General features: G+C 70.7%; 15 protein-coding genes. 4 read left to right on the top strand and 11 right to left on the bottom strand.

All coding sequences use genetic code 11. From position 1 onward, the window contains the following. The first annotated feature begins 20 nt into the window (after positions 1-20). Together VF584_17095 and VF584_17100 are read left to right on the top strand one after the other, a co-directional pair. The gene (locus VF584_17095) at positions 21-275 is read left to right on the top strand and encodes a DoxX family protein (protein ID HEX8211896.1); all 255 of its coding nucleotides are present in this window, start codon (positions 21-23) and stop codon (positions 273-275) included. A 235-nt stretch (positions 276-510) separates the two neighbouring features. Beyond that, entirely contained in the window at positions 511-915 is a 405-nt protein-coding gene (locus VF584_17100) for a DUF2784 domain-containing protein (GenBank protein HEX8211897.1), read from the top strand. Here VF584_17100 and VF584_17105 read toward each other — a convergent pair. From VF584_17105 to VF584_17140, 8 genes are all read right to left on the bottom strand, one after another. Further along, positions 890-1738, bottom strand: a complete 849-nt coding sequence (locus tag VF584_17105; protein HEX8211898.1) for a hypothetical protein — start codon at positions 1736-1738, stop codon at positions 890-892. The genes VF584_17100 and VF584_17105 overlap by 26 nt on opposite strands. A 127-nt stretch (positions 1739-1865) precedes the next feature. Then, positions 1866-3083 (bottom strand): sensor histidine kinase, encoded by a 1218-nt coding sequence (locus tag VF584_17110; GenBank protein HEX8211899.1) that lies wholly within the window; start codon positions 3081-3083, stop codon positions 1866-1868. A gap of 558 nt (positions 3084-3641) precedes the next feature. Beyond that, positions 3642-3869, bottom strand: a complete 228-nt coding sequence (locus tag VF584_17115; GenBank protein HEX8211900.1) for a hypothetical protein — start codon at positions 3867-3869, stop codon at positions 3642-3644. Positions 3870-4000: 131 nt separating this feature from the next. Further along, complete coding sequence (locus VF584_17120) at positions 4001-5116, bottom strand: metal ABC transporter permease (GenBank protein HEX8211901.1); 1116 nt, start codon at positions 5114-5116, stop codon at positions 4001-4003. Continuing rightward, on the bottom strand, positions 5113-6222 hold the full coding sequence (locus tag VF584_17125; protein ID HEX8211902.1) for a metal ABC transporter permease: 1110 nt from the start codon (positions 6220-6222) through the stop codon (positions 5113-5115). Before VF584_17125 ends, VF584_17120 begins: the two co-directional genes overlap by 4 nt. 89 nt (positions 6223-6311) lie before the next feature. Then, a complete protein-coding gene (locus VF584_17130; GenBank protein ID HEX8211903.1) occupies positions 6312-7097 on the bottom strand; it encodes a metal ABC transporter ATP-binding protein in 786 nt (261 codons plus the stop codon). After that, the gene (locus VF584_17135; GenBank protein HEX8211904.1) at positions 7090-8046 is read right to left on the bottom strand and encodes a zinc ABC transporter substrate-binding protein; all 957 of its coding nucleotides are present in this window, start codon (positions 8044-8046) and stop codon (positions 7090-7092) included. The genes VF584_17130 and VF584_17135 overlap by 8 nt, the downstream gene beginning before the upstream one ends. Before the next feature lie 146 nt (positions 8047-8192). After that, complete coding sequence (locus tag VF584_17140; GenBank protein HEX8211905.1) at positions 8193-8999, bottom strand: CBS domain-containing protein; 807 nt, start codon at positions 8997-8999, stop codon at positions 8193-8195. Between the two features lie 93 nt (positions 9000-9092). Between VF584_17140 and VF584_17145 the strand changes: the two genes are divergently transcribed. Next, entirely contained in the window at positions 9093-9827 is a 735-nt protein-coding gene (locus tag VF584_17145) for a S8 family serine peptidase (GenBank protein HEX8211906.1), read from the top strand. A 369-nt stretch (positions 9828-10196) separates the two neighbouring features. Here the strand turns inward: VF584_17145 and VF584_17150 are convergent, their stop codons facing one another. The 3 genes from VF584_17150 to VF584_17160 are packed head-to-tail and all read right to left on the bottom strand — an operon-like array spanning position 10197 to position 12805. Further along, entirely contained in the window at positions 10197-10553 is a 357-nt protein-coding gene (locus tag VF584_17150) for a hypothetical protein (GenBank protein HEX8211907.1), read from the bottom strand. Positions 10554-10571: 18 nt separating this feature from the next. After that, complete coding sequence (locus tag VF584_17155; protein ID HEX8211908.1) at positions 10572-11204, bottom strand: hypothetical protein; 633 nt, start codon at positions 11202-11204, stop codon at positions 10572-10574. Positions 11205-11239: 35 nt separating this feature from the next. Beyond that, positions 11240-12805: a 5'-nucleotidase C-terminal domain-containing protein gene (locus VF584_17160; protein HEX8211909.1), complete on the bottom strand. Its 1566-nt coding sequence runs from the start codon at positions 12803-12805 to the stop codon at positions 11240-11242. A gap of 548 nt (positions 12806-13353) precedes the next feature. On the opposite strand from VF584_17160, the gene VF584_17165 reads away from it, so the two are divergent. Further along, positions 13354-14361 carry a M23 family metallopeptidase gene (locus VF584_17165; GenBank protein HEX8211910.1) on the top strand — a complete coding sequence of 336 codons (1008 nt, stop codon included), beginning with the start codon at positions 13354-13356 and terminating at the stop codon, positions 14359-14361. Positions 14362-14717: the final 356 nt, after the last annotated feature.

Here is a 14717-nt window from a genome sequence, read left to right on the forward strand (position 1 = left end):
GTCCCGATGCGACCCTTTTCATGCACCGCTTCGAGGAACTGACGCTCGCGCTGCTGCGCGTCGTGGCGGGGCTGATGTTCTTGCAGCACGGAGCGCAGGAGCTGTTCGGCTGGCTCAAGGCGCCCGATGCGCCTCCGGGCACGGTCGAGCTGCTCTCGCAGATGGGTGTGGCGGGGGTGCTGGAGTTCTTTGGCGGGATGCTGATGGTGCTGGGGCTCATTACGCGCCCCGTGGCCTTCATCCTGGCCGGCCAGATGGCGGTGGCGTACTTATAGGCCCACGCGCCGAACAGCCCGTTCCCCATCCTGAATGGGGGCGAGCCGGCGGTCCTCTTCTGCTTCATCTTCCTCTACTTCTCCGCGCGCGGCGGCGGGAGCTACAGCGTGGACCACGCGATGGCGGGGCGGAACTCGGGGGCGGACGGACTGAGAACATCGAGAGCGTGAGCCCAACCGGCTCAGATCGCGGGCAGCGGTGTACACGGAGCGGAACCCTCTGCCCGTCGATGCGATGATCTCTCCCGCCATCTACCGCGCCCTCGCGGATGCCGTCGTCCTGGGGCACCTCGCCTTCGTGCTCTTCGTGGCGCTGGGCGGGGTGCTCGTGCTGCGCAGGCCGAAGCTGGCGTGGGCGCACGTCCCGGCCGCGGTGTGGGGTGCCGCCATCGAGTTCGGCGGGTGGATCTGCCCGCTGACCTACCTGGAGAACCACCTGCGGCTGCTGGGCGGGGGCGATGCGTACCGGGTCGGCTTCGTGGACCGCTACATCCTCCACATCCTCTACCCGCAGGGACTTACGCGCGGCACGCAGATGGTGCTGGGCGTGCTGGTGCTGGCGGTGAACGGGTACGTTTACGCCCGCCTGGCTGCCCGGCGCCGCGCGCCCCGCCTCAGCGGTGCTCGAAGCGCAGGCTGAGCAGCTCCACCAGCTCGGCGGCGCCGGCCTCGCGGGCCACCGCAAGCCCGTCCCGGTAGTGCGATCCGGCGCGGATGGGGTCCTCCGCCTCGTACGCGATCTCCCCCAGCATGTAGTGGCACTGCACCATGCGCAGCCGGTCGCCGGCGCGCGTGAAGGCGCGCACCGCCTCGGCCAGGCGCGTGCGTGCTTCGTTGCGCACCCCGCGCGCGTGGTGCACGCAGGCCAGCGCGAGCCCGCCCAGCGCGGCGCGATGGTCGTCGCGCGCCCGCCGCCCGGTCTTCAGCGCCGCCTCCGCCGATTCCTGCGCCGCCGCCAGCTCGTTCCGCGCCACCTGCGCGACCGCGCGGTTCGCCTGCACCAGCAGCAGCGTCCACTCGTCGCCGTGCGCCGCGGCCTCAGCGGCAGCGAAGCGGGCCAGCGCCTCGTCCGTGTCGCCGCGAAGGGCGGCCACGATCCCCAGGTTCACCTCCGCGCGCCCGTGCTCCGCCGCGTCGCCGGCGAGCGCGTTGCGGGCGGCGGTCTCCGCGTCGTCCAGCAGCCCCGCGTGGATGCGCGCCGCCGCCGACTCGTTCAGCGCCGTCCCCAGCAGCGCCGGCAGCCGCAGCCTGCGCGCGAGCTCGGCGGCCTCGCGTGCGAGGGTGTCGGCGCGCCCCCACGCCATCCGCGCCCTCGCCGCGCCCGCGGAGACCAGCACGTGCTCCACCGCCCCCGCCGCATCCCCCGGCGGCGGCGCGGAAGGCTCGGCCGCGGCATGCGGGCGCGCCGCTGGCACGTACGCGCCCGGCGGAATGTCGTCGAGAAGGGTCGTCACTGAGGGCATGGATCGGCGAACGGCAGTTTCACACAGAGACGCGAAGGAAACAGAGAGGACACGGAGGAAAAGCTCGAGGTTCTCTCCGTCCTCTTGCCGTTTTCCTCTGTGGCTCTGTGTGAGACGCTGTTACGGTTCAAACGGAAAGACCGCCCGTCGCCGGCAACACCTCGGCGATCAGGCAGGGGAACGAGATGGCGAACACGGTGCCGTCCGTGGGGTCGAACTCGGCCCAGGCGCGGCCGCCCACCGACTCGATGGTCTCGCGCACGATGGCCAGGCCCAGGCCGGTGCCCTCCTCGCCGGTGACGGTGCCCTCGTGGGCGCGGAAGAAGCGGCGAAAGAGCTCCGGGCGCGCCTCCTCAGGCACTCCCAGGCCATTGTCGCGCACCCGCACGATCACCTCGCACGGGTCGCCGTCGCGCACGGTGCCCTCCACGCGCACCCAGTGGTCCGGCTTCCCGGGGTCGCGGTACTTGATTGCGTTCGACACGTAGTTGGTGAGGCACAGCTCCACGGCCGCGGCGGGGACCTCCACGATGGGCAGGTCGGGCGCGAGCTCCACGCGCACGCGTCGCGCCTCCGCGAAATCGCGGAGCTGGCGCGCCACCTCCGCGGCGGCATCGTACAGGAGGATGTTGCGAGACGCCTGCCCGCCGTCCGTCTCCACGCGCGAGAGCTCCAGCAGGTCTTCCAGAACGCTCTGCATGCCGTCCGCGTTGCGGGCGATGATGTCCGTGAACTTCTCCCGCTGTGACGCGACGCTCCCCACCCACTCCTCGCGCAGCATCTCGTTGGCGCCGCGCACGGTGTTGATGCGGTTCTTCATCTCGTGCGTGAGCGAGCGGTTGAAGGCGCGCAGCCGGTCCTCGCGCTCCCTCACCCGCGCCTCGGCCAGCGAGAGGAAGTGGTTCGTGGTGTACTGCTGGATCACCGCCACCGCGCGAAACACGCGGTGCGAGCAGGCCAAGAGCTCCGCGGGCGAGCAGCCGGGGCCCATCCGCTCCGCCGTCTCCGCCAGGTGGTCGAAGAGGATCCCGCCGAGGATCTCGTACTCCTTGAGGATCTGGTGCGCCTCGAAGCCCTGCGCGTGGCGAAGCGCCCCCAGCTCCATCGCCTTCGCCACCACCGGCACGTCCGCCGTGATCTCGGCGGCGACGTCGCCCACGTAGTCCGCGATCCCGTCCACCAGCAGCGGTACGTGGTTCAGCAGCTCTTCGGAGGGGAAGATGTTGGTGGGATGAATCGCCACGCGGTCCACGATCCGCTCCAGCCAGCGTCCCACCAGCGATTCGCGGGCGTCGCGGACGCTGTTGGCCATCGTCCGCGCAAGAGGTTCGTGGGAGGAGATCATCGTGTCCTTCGGCGTCGGGATGCGTCGGAGGGCCACGTACCATAGCACGCGGCCGGACCTGCACGAGCAAGTCCGGCCTCTCAGCGCAATCGCCGTTCCGGCGCGATGGCGGGCAGCAGACAGACGGCGGGCGCAGGATCGGATCGGCGCCCACTGGTCGTTAATTTCGAGGAACGATCCGACCTCGTATCCACTCCGCCAAGTCGTCCTCCCCCCACTCGCCTGACGCAACGGCGACCATCGTCACGGTCGCATCTGGTTCGGGCGCCTCCAGGAGTACCCCGTTCCGGTAGAGGAAGACGAACATTGCTGCGAATGCGACCCTCTTATCCCGTCTACGTAGCCATGGTTTTTCGCGAGTCCATACGCGTAGCTCGCGGCGATGTCCGCGAGGTCACACTCTGGAGCGTACATCCATCGATTGACGGGACGCGAAAGCGCTGACTCGATCAACGCCGTGTCGCGAACACCGTGGCTGCCGCCGTATAGCTCAATCGATCCTGTGCAGCAGATCGACGGCCATCGGCGTGAGCCAGCGAGGCTCTTCCACTTGCCCGCCTACTTCGCAAGCTCGCGCATCACGTTGGAGTACTTCGCGTTCAGCACCTCGAATGCCTCAAGCGATTCCTCCAAGTCCGGATCGAAGGGAGTAAGGAGCACCCCCGCATCCGTCTTGACCACGTACAGCGAAGCGCCTTCCTGCAATCCCATCTTCTCCATCAACTCCGATGGAAGCGTGGCACTCTGTCCTCGCCCAGCGCCGCTGATTACGACCTTGTCGTTCATGCTCACCTCTCCATAAGAAGTATGGAGAACCATAACAGCGTTCCGGCCCAAGTTCCATCGCTAACCTGCCCAACGCCTTAACTCCGCCAGGTCGTGTCCAATGCTGCGCGGGCGATGGCGAATGCGAAGCGCTACACGTTGGCCATCGTCTCGCGGGCGGAGGCGCGGCCTTCGTCGGTGAGGGCGAGGTGCTCGCCGGTGCGGGTGAGGAGGCCGGCGCTTTCGGCGCGGCGCACGACGACGCGGGCGAAGTCGGGCGCCCAGCGCAGGTGCTCGTGGAGGTGGCGCTCGCGGCTCTCCACGGCGGCCTGCGGGGAGCCCTCGTGGTCCAGCAGGTGGATCGTGAGGATCGCCTGCGCGAACTCCCAGCGCTGGCGGGCACGGCGCCGCGCCACCGCCACCACCCCGCGCTCCGGCGCGAGGAGGAAGGCCAGGAAGAAGGCGACGCCGGTGCACGTAGCCATGGAGCCGGCGATGGAGACGTCGAGCAGGTACGACATCCAGTACCCCGCCAGCGCGCTCGCCACCCCGATCGCCACGCTGAGCGCCATCATCCGCGGCAGGCGGTCGGTGATCAGGTAGGCGGCGGCCGGCGGGGCGATCATCAGCGCCACCACCAGCACCGAGCCCACCGCGTCGAACGCGCCGACCGCCGTGATCGAGACCAGCGTCATGAAGGCGTAGTGCAGCGCGCCCGGCGCGAAGCCGAGGGCACCGGCCAGCGCGGTGTCAAAGGTGGTGAGCTTCAGCTCCTTGAAGAACGCGCCGATGAAGGCGGCGTTCAGCAGGAGGATGGCGCCCATCACCCAGAGCGTGCGCGGGCCCAGGTCCATGCCGCCCCAGGAGTAGCGGTTGAAGGGGGCGAAGGCCAGCTCCCCCAGCAGCACCGCGTCCACGTCCAGGTGCACGTTGCCGGCGTAGCGCGAGATCAGGATGACGCCCACGCTGAAGAGCGCGGGGAAGACGAGGCCGATGGCGGCGTCTTCCTTGACGCGGCGCGTGCGGTGGAGGAGCTCCACCAGCGTCACCGTGAGCACGCCGGTGGCCGCCGCCGCGGCGATCAGGAGCGGCGAGGCGATGTTGCCGGTCGCGAAGAAGGCGAGAACGATCCCCAGGAGGATGGAGTGCGAGATGGCGTCGCTCATCAGCGCCATCCTGCGCAGCACCAGGAAGACGCCGGGGAGGGCGCAGGCCGCGGCGGTGACGGCCGCGATCCACTGGATCTCCTGCTCGGGCGCGATGATCATCGGTCGTCCTCCCCGCGCAGGCCCGCGCGCCGCTCCGCCTCGCCGCGGCCGGCGGGGGTGATGGCCCACTCGTCCCTGCCCGTGCGGCGCGCCCACCCACGCGCCTCCATCTCGCGCAGCTCGCTGTGCGCGCCGGGGTGCATCGCCTCCAGCACCGCCGCGGCGTGGCCGTGCTGCGGGTCGGCGTGGTGGCGGGCCAGGTCGTCCAGGTTGCCGAGCACGGCATCCATGTGCAGGCGGCTGCGGTTGCGGCGGTCGCGCACCGTCTCCCACAGCACCCCGCGGTTGGGGGCGAAGAGGATCGAGAGCACCACCAGCCCCGTCAGGCAAAGGACGATGGTGGGCCCGGTGGGGAGGTGCTCCGTGAGCGAGCTGAGCACCGCGCCGCTCACTCCCGCCAGAGCGCCAAAGAACCCGGCGACGGCCACCATCCTCCCCATGCGGTCGGTCCACTGCCGCGCCGCCGCTGCCGGCGCCACCACCATCGCGCTCATCAGCACCACTCCGACCGTCTGCAGGCCGATGACGATGGAGACGACCAGGAGCGTCGTGAGGATCACGTCCACCGCGCGCATGGGGAAGCCGAGCGAGGCGCCATAGTCGGGGTCGAAGGCGAGGAGCTTGAACTCCTTCCAAAAGATCGCCGCCCCCAGCAGCGCCGCCGCCCCCAGCCCGGAGATGAGGAGGACGTCGCGGTGCAGGAGGGTGGCGGCCTGGCCAAAGAGGAAGCGGTCGAGCCCGGCCTGGCTGGCGTCGGGCTGCTTCTGCACGTAGGTGAGCAGCACCAACCCGAATCCAAAGAAGACGGAGAGGACGATCCCCAGCGCGCTGTCTTCCTTGACGCGGGTGGCGCCGGTGATCTTCATCACCGCCAGCGTCCCCAACCACCCCGCCACCGCGGCCCCCGCCACCAGCACCGGCGTCGCCTTGCTCCCCGTGAGGAGGAAGGCGAGCGCGATGCCGGGGAGCGCCGCGTGCGAGATGGCGTCGCCCAGCAGGCTCTGCTTGCGCAGCACCGCGAACGAACCGAGCGCGCCGCTGGTGAGCCCCAGTGCCGCCGCGCCCAGTGCGACCGTGCGAAGGGTGTAGTCGGTGAGAAGATCCATGAACTGCAGGGAAGGGGGATTAGGGATGGGGGATGGGGGAAAGCCGTCGGAACCAGGGATGTTCAACCTCATCCCCCATCCCTGCTTTTTCAGTCGGCCGCGTGCAGCGACGCCCCGGCCGGCGAGCCGCCGTTGCGCGTCAGGAACGGCAGACGCCCGCCATACGTCTGGCGCAGGTTCTCCTCGGTGAAGACCTCACCCACCGGTCCGTCGGCGATGCGGCGCACGTTCAGCAGGAGGACCCAGTCGAAGTACTCCGGGACCGTTTCCAGGTCGTGGTGCACGACGACGACCGTCTTGCCGGCGCGGCGCAGCTCCTGGAGGACGGAGACGATGGCGCGCTCCGTCTTGGCGTCGACGCCCTGGAAAGGCTCGTCCATCAGGTAGAGCTCGGCGTCCTGCACCAGGGCGCGGGCCAGGAAGACGCGCTGCTGCTGCCCGCCCGAGAGCTGCGAGATCTGGCGCTCGGCAAAGGCCTCCATGCCCACCTGGCGCAGGGCGTCCATGGCGCGCTCGCGCTCGCGCTTCCCCGGGCGGCGCAGCCAGCCGAGGGCGCCGTAGCGGCCCATCATCACCACGTCCAGCACGGAGGTGGGGAAGTCCCAGTCCACGCTTCCGCGCTGGGGGACGTAGGCCACCATCCCGCGCGCCTGGCGGTAGGGGCGGCCGTGGATGCACACCTGGCCCGCGGCGGTGCGCACCAGGCCGAGGATCGCCTTGATCAGGGTGCTCTTACCGGCGCCGTTGGGACCGACGATGGCCATCAGCACGCCCTGCGGCACCTCCAGGTCCACGTCCCACAGCACGGGCTTGTCTCGGTACGCCACCGTCAGGTCGTTGACTTCGATGGCGAGCGTCTTGGCGCCGTCAGTCATTCCGTTCTCCAGGACCGCGCAGCAGCGCGCCCACCAGGGTGTCGATGTTGTGGCGGACCATTCCGTCGTACGTCCCCTCCGGGGTTCCCGGATTGCCCATGGCGTCCGAGTAGAGCGAGCCGCCGATCCGCACGTCCCAGCCGCGGTCGCGCACCGCTTCCTGCACCGCCTCGATGGTGCGCCGCGGGATGGACGACTCCACGAAGACGGCCGGGATGCGCCGCCGCGCGATGAACTCCGCCAGCGCCTGCACGTCGCCCGTCCCCGCCTCCGACGCGGTGCTGATCCCCTGCAGCCCGCGCACCTGGAAGCCGTATGCGCGGCCGAAGTAGTTGAAGGCGTCGTGCGCCGTCACCAGCACCCGCTGTGGGCGCGGCACCCGCTCCGCCTGCGCGCGCACGTAGGCATCCAGCGAGTCCAGCCGCGCATGGTACGCCGCGGCATTGCGGCGGTAGGCGGCGGCGTTCGCGGGGTCGGCGGCGGCCAGGGTGGAGGCGATGGTGTCCACCGTCATCTCCCACATGCTCACGTCGAACCAGACGTGCGGATCGTACGCCCCCTGGAACTCCGCCGGCGCCAGGAGCCGGTCGCGCGGGATGCCGTCGGTGACCGCAACGACGCGCGTGCGGCCGCCCATCTCCTCCAGCACCTCGGCCATCTTGGCCTCCAGGTGCAGCCCGCCATAGAAGACGACATCCGCCCGGAAGAGCCGCCGCACGTCCCCCTCGCTCGCCTTGTACAGGTGCGGGTCCACGCCCGGGCCCATGAGCCCCGTCGCGTGCACGTGCTCACCGCCGACGTTCTGCACGACGTCACGGATCATCCCCACGGTGGTGACGACGTTGAGGCGGCCCTGGCTGGAGGCGGGCTCCGGAGGCGCGCACGCCGTCGTCCCCATGAGGGCGGCCAATGACAGTGCGGCTGTAAAGCGAAGTGAGATCAGCTTCACGAACGGTGCGAATGGGTATTTTAAACGAGTTTAAATTCCGAGACACATGATGAACTGACGGCGATTGGATGTCAAGGCTTCGAAGCAGATTCTGGAAAAACGGTGCGGAGCACGGGAGTCCTCCGTGCCCCACGCCGGACGTGCCTTCAGTCGATGATGTCGCGGGCGCGGTCCAGGAGCTGGCGGGCGCCGCGCTGCACCTCCGAGAGCCCGCCGCGGACGCGGCCGGCGATGCCCGCGCCGTGGTCCCGGTCGTACCCCCCGGAGCGGAAGCGCGCACGACCGGGCTCGGAGATGCGCTCCAGCACCTCCTCCACCTCGATCTCGCGTTCCGGATCGAGGCCGGCGTAGTGCACCGCCAGGTCGGCCTGGGCGATGATCCCCACCAGGCGCCCCTCGCCGTCGGTCACGGGCACGCGCCGCACCTGCTCGCGCCGCATGACGTCCATCACCTGGCGCACGGAGGCGTTGCGGTTGACGGTGGAGACGTTGGGGGTCATGCACTCCGCAACCGTGGCCGAGTCGCCCAGCCCGCGCGCCATTCCGCGCACCACCAGGTCGCGGTCGGTCACCACGCCGCGCAGCCGCCGCACTTCCGGATCGTCCACCACGGGAAGGATGCCGACGTCCAGCTCGGCCATGCGCCGCGCCACCTCGCCGAGGGTGGTGGAGGGGGTGACGGCCTCGGGGTTCTCGGTCATGATGTCGCGGGCGCGCTCGGCGCCGCGCTTGGCCTGCCCCTGCCCGCCCGCGTTGCCGCCGCGCGTCTGCCCTCCGCCGCCCTGCGCGCCGGCGGGACCGGTGCCGGTCACCCAGCCGTTGTCGGTACCGTACTCGCCGCCCCGACCGTAGCCGAGCCCCCGGTCGGGTGCTCCGCCCTGCCCGTAGAGCGGGTGGCGCCCGCGGTTGCCGGAATAGTCGCTTCCGTAGAATTCTGTGCCGTAACGAGCCATCTTCGCCTCCGTGCGGTTTGGGTGTAGCATGGACCGCGGGCGACCGGCAAGTTGTGCACCGGCGTTTCCCCGCTTCCACTTCCCGCACCCTCCATGACTCCCGAGCCCCCACCCCGGATCCGCGAGCTGCTGGGCGACGCCACGGGCCGCGGCGTCCGCGTCGGGGTGATCGACACCGGCTGGGACCGCACCCTCTCCGACCCGCGTGTCCTCCCCGGCGTGGGGCTCACCGACCCGGACGACGACTTCACCCTCCTGCGCACCGACGACGACCACGACCGCCTGGGCCACGGCACCGCCTGCGCGGACCTCATCCTGCGCCTGGCGCCCGCGGCCACCATCGTCCCCATCCGCGTCTTCGGCGGGCAGCTCGAGACCTCCCCGGCGGCGTTGCGGGCGGGGATCGATTGGGCCGCGGAGGAGTCGATCCCCCTCGTGAACCTGAGTCTCGGCACGACGCTGGAGCACGAGCGCGCCCCGCTCCTCGCCGCCTGCGCCCGCGCCCGCCGTGGCGGGATGCTGATCGTCGCTTCATCGCCCAACGCGGGGCCTGCCACCTACCCGGCCGCCTTCGACGAGGTCATCGGCGTGGACGCGGGCGACTTCCCCTCGCCGTGGGACTTCCGCCATCGCCCCGGCGCTCTCGCCGAGTGCACGGCGGCGGGGACGAATCAGCGCTTGCGGTGGCTGGGTGGGTGCGAGGAGGTGATGTCCGGCCCCTCGTTCGCGGCGCCGCACATCACCGGGATCGTGGCGCTGATCCTGGAGCGGCGTCCGGGGGCGGGGCTGGAGCAGGTGCGGGAGGTGCTGGGGAGGGCGGCGGTGTGAGGGCCCTCACCCCCGTCTCGTTACACTCGACTGCCCCCTCTCCCGATAATAGGAGAGGGCTCCGCCCTCTGTTATCGGGAGAGGGGGCTTGGGTTTGTTTCGGCGGGTTTGGTGCCGCGCAGAGGCCCCCTCCCCCCGACCCCCTCCCCCGCCTGCGGGGGCGCAGGACGGGTGAGGGGGAGAACTGCAGCGTGGGACGCACAGATCCTGTAGGGGCGCGATTCATCGCGCCCGTGTTACGGGACTGCTCCGTTACCCGCGGCGCACGAGACCGCTTCAGCGGTCTTCCCGTGGTTCCAGCCGGGGGCTTCAGCCCCCGGTGCCGGCGCCCGGGCACATCGGGCCCCAAAACCCCGCATCACGAACTCGCTATTCGCCGCAGACGTGGTCCTCGGGGTAGAGGCGCCAGTCGTCGCCGTTCTGGGGGTTGTAGCAGACCTTGTAGCGCCGGGTGGAGTCGTACCACTCGATCTCGTCCATCTTGCGCGTGAAGACCTGGTTCTTGGGCCCCACGTAGGCAAAGGTCAGCGTGTGGCCCTCCTTGTTCTCCTCGTCGATGCTGTCCCACCACTTCGTGGGGGTGGCGACGAGGCCGATCGCATCCGCCTCGGCGGTGAGGCGCTTGCTGGTGCGGTCCGCGTTCCACATGGCCGCGCCCACGATGACGCCCGTGAGCGCCAGCACCAGCGCAATCGTTCCCGCGAAGATCTTTCCGCTGGAAGCCATCTTCAATGTCCCCGTGGGTCAGTCGTCGTCTTCGGTGCGGCGGTTGAGCGCCTTCGTCACCTGCTTTCGGATGAGATCCACCACCTCGGCGCGGCCGGGCGCGCGGAGCAGCCCCAGCAGCGCATCCGGCGACTCGGCGGCGAGGAGGGCGCGGGTGGCGTCGGGGAGTGTGTCGTCGTGGGAGACGAAGATCTTGAGGGTGCGCTTCTCCTCGCGATGCACCAGGCCGCGCCCCACCAGACCGCGCTTGACCCGGTCCAGCACGTGGCGCTCGGGCGAGGCCATGTCGTTCCCCAGCCAGCGGTAGACGACGTCGTACACCTCCGAGCGCGACGCGTTGATCGTCTCGCGCAGCTCGCCCTCCAGGCTGCCGGCAGGCCACACCGCGCGGCTCCCCGTCGCCTCGGCCACCAGCGCCTGGCGCGTCGTAAGCCCCAGCATCGCCTTCCGCTTCTCGTTGGCAATGCGGATCTCCCCCGCGTGCTCCATCGCCAGGAGCGCGACGGTGAGCACCTCCCGCGCGAGCTCGTTCTGCGCCACAGTCGCGGCGCCGGTCAGCAGCTCTTCCTTGCCCTGCGTGAAGCTCCCCGCCCCCGCGAAACGTTCGCCGAGGAGAAGCACCAGCTCGCTCGGCGAGAAGGATTCGGACATTGGCATCGATCGATAAGTTTGGAGAGGGGTGCGCACTAACGCACTTCAGTTCTCGCCCCGGTTTCCGTAATCCGCCCCTCCACCCCTGCCGTGATCGCCTGGCCGCGCGCATAGGCATCCAGCAAGCCCTGCACGGCCAGCCACTTCAGCGAGGGGCCGGGGGGGACGGCCTGCGTGGCGAGCTCGCGGAAGCGGTAGCCGTCGCCGTTGCCAAAGATGTAGTCGGGGACGGCGACCACGTAGACGCGCTCCTCCTCGAGCGGGGCCCAGCCGCTGTCGCGCTGGATCTCGACGCGGGTGACGCGGTCGCCGACGGGGCGGGTTCGGTCGAAGGTGTAGCGGAGGCCGGAGACCTGGAGGAAGCGCCCCTCGCCGCGCCCGCCGGATACGGAGTTCTCCAGCACCGCCTTGCGCAGGTCGCGCCCGCGCAGCCAGACGAGGCCCACCGAGGTCGGGAAGCCAAAGGTGCGCTCCACGTGCTCCCAACGGACGGAGTCGCGGATCACGTCGTCGATGCGCAGCGACCCGCCGTTCAGCACCGCCACGTCCGCCGCCTGCGTGGGGAAGGCGCGGCGCATGCGGTCCGCCAGCCAGTTGCCCCACGAGCTCTCGGAGTTGCGCACCGTCTCCTCGGTGGCGTCCAGCGGCGCGGTGGTGCGGCCGATGGCGACGTCAAAGGTGGGGATGCGCCCGCGCAGCCGCGCTGCCCACTTCGCCGTCACCTCGCGCTGGTAGGCGGGGTCGATCTCCACGGTGGAATCCAGCGCCACCGCCTCGGCGCGCACGGCGGGGCGGCGCCCGTCGCGGCCGATCATCACGCGCCACACGCGCCGAGCGTTGGAGTCGCCCTTGGTGATCAGCGCGGTGCCGGCGGTGAGCGGGTCCTGGATGAGGAAGTGATCGTGCCCGCCCGCGATCCACACGAACTTGGGATGGCGGCGGCGCAGCGCGGCGATCTGGCGGTCGGTCACGAGCTCCAGGTGGGTGATCGCCACGATGGCATCCGCGCCGCGCCGCTCCAGGTCGCGGATCTGCCGCTCGGCGATCTCCAGGAAGGCGCTGTCCGCGCGGGCATACGTGCGCTGCGCATCCAGGAACGTCAGCGTGAAGACGCCGATCTTCATCCCGCCCGCCGCGATGATGGTGTCCCGCGCCAGCCGCGGAGTGGCGCTGTCGGTGACGGTCAGGTTGCCGGCCAGCCAGGGGAAGCGCGACCCGCGCACCGCGTTGCGGAACATCGCGGGGTCCCGCTCGTCGAACTCGTGGTTGCCGGGCACCACCAGCATCGGCGCGCGCGCGTGGACGAAGTTCAGCGCGTCGATCATCTGCTCCCCCGCGAAGAGCTTGCTCTCCAGCGAGGGGGCGATGAAGTCGCCGGCGTGGAATATCATCACCGGGTGGCTCCAGGCGCGGCGGGTGCGCTCCACCAGCGTAGTGACGCGCCCCAGCCCGCCAACGTGCCCGTTCTCCACCGCGTCGATGCGGTACACGTCGTTGATCTGCACCACCGACAGCGCGGGGACGAAGCGGCCCTGCGCACCGGCCGGCGCGGCGGCAACCAGGAGCGCGGCCAGGGGCACCAGGGCGCGCGGAAAACGCATCGAAACTGCTGGCATCATCAGGGAATTACGAGGATCGCGAACCGGAAGGGGTGAAAGCGGGTTCAGATTACGAAGAGCGCCGCGGATGCACAAGGCGAGACTCCCGCGCACTCTGCCGGGCTGGAAGTTCTCACCCGAACCCCACTTCCTGAGAGAGCCGCCGACCCCGACCCCCGCCGTGCCCCACGGTCCCGTGCGGCGCCCGAAGGAGACGACCTCCGCCGGTCGCCTGGGTCCAGCACGTGTTCGGGGCCTCGTTCCACCTGAACGTGCGGTGCACCGCACGCGCAGGTCCGGACCCAGCACATGGTCCGAACATAGTCCGGGGCGGTGCGGGTCGCGGAGACCGTCTCCTTCACTACGCGCACGAGATCAGGCGCAGGATCAACGTTCTGAGCGCGCTTCGTTCAGGAAATGTGCGCGTCCGGGCACCTTCCCGCACGAAATCCTTCCGCACCGCGCGAAGTCGCATTATCTTCACTTCCCCCCCACAGCCACGCGCACCCGTCTCCGGCCCTCGCCGCCGCGTCGCCGCACCCCTGTTGCCGATGTACCTCCCCGCCTCCATACGCAAGCACGCGCCGCCGCTCCTGGCGGGCGCCGCACTGGCCGCCGTCGCGCTGGCAGGCGTGGCCGCGCTCGCCCGTGCCGGCAGCACCGCGCCCGCCGACCCGCCGATGGTGCTCGCCGCCATCCACGCGGCTCCGGCCGTCACGGTGGACACGCTCTTCGTGGGCGGCTTCGCGCGCGGTTCCTTCACCGAGGCGCTCGCCACGCTGGCCAGCGACCTGTCGCCGGCGGAGCGTGGGATGGTGGGGCGGCACCTGGACAAGATCTACATGCCGGTGCTGGAGGGCGGGGCGCTGAGCGGGGGCGGGCGGCTGCGGGTGGCGTACGAGCGCACCCGGCGGCCGGACGGCACCACCCGTTCCATCCAGGTGCTCGCCGCCGAGGCCGCTGTGGGCGGGGGGATGCACACCGTCTTCCTGTACGACCAGGGCGAGGCGCCCGGCTACTACGACGACCTGGGCCGCTCGCTGGACCCGGCCGCCTGGAGCGGCCCGCTGGCCGCCGTGCGCGTGACCTCGCCCTTCAAGCTGGACCGGATGCACCCGCTGCTGCGCCGCATCCTGCCGCACACCGGCGTGGACCTGGCGGCCGGCTACGGCACCCCGGTGCGGGCCACGGGCGACGGGAGCGTGTCGTACGCGGCGCCGCGCGGCGGCTACGGCAACATGGTGGAGATCCAGCATCCCAACGGCTACGCCACACGCTACGCCCACCTGTCGCGCATCTCCCCCGCCGTCGCCGCGGGGATGCCGGTGCACCAGGGCGACGTGATCGGCTACGTGGGCTCCTCGGGCCTCGCGACCGGCCCGCACCTGCACTACGAGGTGCGCCGCAAGGGCCGCCCGGTGAACCCCCTCCTCGCGCAGGCCGACGCCGGCTCCACCCGCGACGTCGGCTACGACGACGGCTGGCGCGGCGAGCGCCGCAAGCTGGGCCGCCTCCTGGCCCGCGCGCCCACGCTGGTGTCGCGCAGGGCGTTCCGGTAGGCGCAGGCAGGCCCCCTCCCCCGCTCGTCAACTCACGGCCCCTCCCCCAATAACCACCTGGGGGAGGGGCGTTTGCAATGCATTGGTGCCGCGTGGCAGGTTGCGGCGCGGGGGATGGCACGGGCAGCCACGTGGGGCGGCCCCTACGGAATTCGTGCGTGTGGCGCGGCCCGAGCGGGGGTGGGGGTGGGCAGACACGCAGGGAACACGCAGGTCTGCCCCTGATATGGAAGGGCACCCGTGTCAAGGTGCGTGTGGCAACCTTCTACGCGCCGCCACGATATGGTAGGAGGGGCGCCCCCAAGGCCAAAACGACGATGAATCCGCCTGATATGCGCCGGTTAGGTCTTTCGACC

This window comes from Longimicrobium sp., from assembly GCA_036389135.1.
In the GTDB taxonomy this organism is placed as follows: Bacteria; Gemmatimonadota; Gemmatimonadetes; order Longimicrobiales; family Longimicrobiaceae; genus Longimicrobium.